3 protein-coding genes are annotated in these 2613 nt (G+C 65.6%); all 3 read left to right on the top strand.

What is annotated here, in order from left to right; all coding sequences use genetic code 11:
• Window positions 1-1144, top strand: a 1144-nt coding sequence (locus E5W70_RS30130) for an LLM class flavin-dependent oxidoreductase (RefSeq protein WP_292664924.1), incomplete at its 5' end; no start/stop codon positions are given.
• A gap of 40 nt (window positions 1145-1184) precedes the next feature.
• Window positions 1185-2033, top strand: coding sequence for an ABC transporter permease (locus tag E5W70_RS30135; protein ID WP_292664925.1), 849 nt, complete (start codon window positions 1185-1187; stop codon window positions 2031-2033).
• Between the two features lie 59 nt (window positions 2034-2092).
• The coding region (locus E5W70_RS30140; protein ID WP_292664926.1) for an ABC transporter substrate-binding protein at window positions 2093-2613 on the top strand (521 nt) is incomplete at its 3' end.

Genomic DNA, 2613 nt, shown 5'->3' on the forward strand with positions numbered 1-2613 from the left:
CGCCAAGATCGCCGGCTTCGAGCCGGTGACGCTGTTTGCCGCGCTGGCGCCGCTCACCACGCATCTCGGCTTCATCGCCACCGCCTCGACCACCTACGAGGAGCCCTACACGCTCGCCCGCAAGTTCGCCTCGCTCGACCTTCTGTCGAATGGCCGGGCCGGCTGGAACGTCGTCACCTCGGCCGGCGACGAAACCGCGCGCAATTTCAATCGCGACACGCAGCCTGCCCACGCCGAGCGCTATGCCCGCGCGCATGAGCATGTCGAGACGGTCAAGGCGCTGTGGGACAGCTGGGAGGACGATGCCTTCGTCCGCGACAAGAAATCGGGGCGCTTCTACGACAAGGACAAGCTCCACGACATTGACCACAAGGGCCTGCATTTCAGCGTCAAGGGGCCGCTCAACGTGCCGCGCCCGGTGCAGGGGCACCCGGTGGTGGTGCAGGCGGGGCAATCGGAGGACGGCCGCAAGCTCGCCGCCCACTCGGCGGAAGTCATCTTCACCGCCCATCAGAACCTGGCGTCGGCGCAGGAATTCTATCGCGACATCAAGGCGCGCGTGACGGCCGTCGGCCGCGATCCCGAACAGGTGCTGATCATGCCGGGCGTGGCACCCTTCGTTGGCCGCACCGAAGAAGAAGCGCGCGCCAAATACCAGCAGCTGAACGATCTCATCCTGCCCGAAGACGGCGTCGCCCTGCTCAATGGGCTGGCCGGCCAGACGCTCGACATCCGGGGCTATCCGCTCGACGGTCCCTTGCCGCCGAGCAAGGAAACCGAAGGCATGAAGAGCCGCCAGGCGCTGATCCGCCAGATTGCCGACGAGCACAACTTCACCATCCGCCAGCTCTACCAGTGGGTGGCAACGGCCCGCGGCCATTACACCGTCATCGGCAGCGCGGTGCAGGTCGCCGACCAGCTGGAGGAGTGGTTCGGCAACGAAGCCGCCGACGGCTTCAACATCCTGCCGCCCTGGCTGCCCGGCGGGCTCGACGACTTCGTCGAGCTGGTGATCCCCGAACTGCAGCGCCGCGGCCTGTTCCGCACCGCCTATGAAGGCAGGACGCTGCGCGAGAACCTCGGCCTCAGGCGGCCGGAAAACCCGTGGACCGCCGCCCGCTCGGCCGTGCTGGCCGCCGAATAATTCCACGAAGCCCACTACCCTCGAAGCGAGAGGCAAGACGATGACCTTGCAGCACGTCGAACAGGCCGCCAGCCTCGGCACGCGTGACAGCACGACAAGCCTCGGCACGGACTTCCTGCGCCTCGGCGGCCGGGCAGGCATCCGCTTCCTGTCGCGCTACGGCGTCCTCATTGCTTTCCTCGCAATCTGGCAAGTGTCGAGCAGCGCAGGGTGGGTCAACACGGCCGTGCTGCCGCCGATCGATACGATTGTCGCGGCACTTTGGAAGGGGCTGGCCGGCGGCACTCTGCTCGGCGACATCGCCATCAGCCTGCAGCGCGCCGGTCTCGCCTTCGCGGCCGCCGTGCTGGTCGCCATCCCGCTTGGTCTGTTCATGGGCCAGGTGCGCGCCGTCGAAACCGCCCTCGATCCGATCCTGCAGGTTTTCCGCCAGACCTCGGCGCTGGCGCTCTATCCGGTGTTCATCCTGCTGCTTGGGCTCGGCGAAGCGTCCAAGGTGTTCGTCATCTTCTGGGCGACGCTGTTTCCGCTGCTGCTCAATACGATCGGCGGCGTCAAGCAAGTCGATCCGAAACTGCTGGAGATGGCCCGCGTCTATGGCGCCAGGCAGCTCACCGTCTTCCGTCGCGTCGTGCTGCCCGGCGCCGTGCCGTCGATCTTCGTTGGGCTGAGGCTCAGCGCCACTACGGCGCTGCTGCTTTTGATCGCCTCCGAAATGATCGGCGCCAACAAGGGCATCGGCTTCCAGGTGATGAACGCGCAATACAACTTTCAGATCCCGCTGATGTTTGCGGCAATCGTCATTCTCGCCGGCCTCGGCCTGATCGCCAACCAGGCGCTGGTCAGCCTGCAGCGGCGGCTCTGCCGCTGGAGCAATGCCGTCGACTGACCATCCGCCTTTTACCAATCTCAACCAGGCAAGAACTCAAATCAGGAAAGACCCGGACCATGAAAATCTCCCGCCGTTCCCTGCTTGCCGGCGCGCCCTTCGCCGCCGGCCTTCTCGCCGCCGGCCTGCCGCGCATCGCCCTTGCCGAAGCGGCACCCGTGAAGTTCCGCTCCCTCGCCAGCCGTGGCAGCATCTCTCCGCATGAGCTGGCCGGCGAGCTCGGCTATTTCAAAGGCCTCGGTATCGAGATCGAGAATGTCGGCTATTCCGGCGGCGGCCCGGAATCGTTGTTTGCGCTCGCCTCCGGTAGCGTCGATATTGGCTCGGCTGCAACCGCCGCCGTGATCAATTCGATTTCCGGCGGCAACGACTTCGTCGCCGTCTATCCGAGCAACGGCATCAACAGCAAGGTGCGCAGCGTCTTCTACGTGCTCGACGACAGCCCGATCAAATCGATCGCCGACATCGCTGGCAATACCATCGCCGTCAACACGCTCGGCGCCCATCTCGACTACACCGTGCGCGAGGCGCTGCACAGCGTCGGCCTGTCGCCGGATGCCGCCAATCTTCTCGTCGTGCC

It is taken from the genome of Mesorhizobium sp. (assembly GCF_005063415.1).
Lineage (GTDB): Bacteria > Pseudomonadota > Alphaproteobacteria > Rhizobiales > Rhizobiaceae > Mesorhizobium.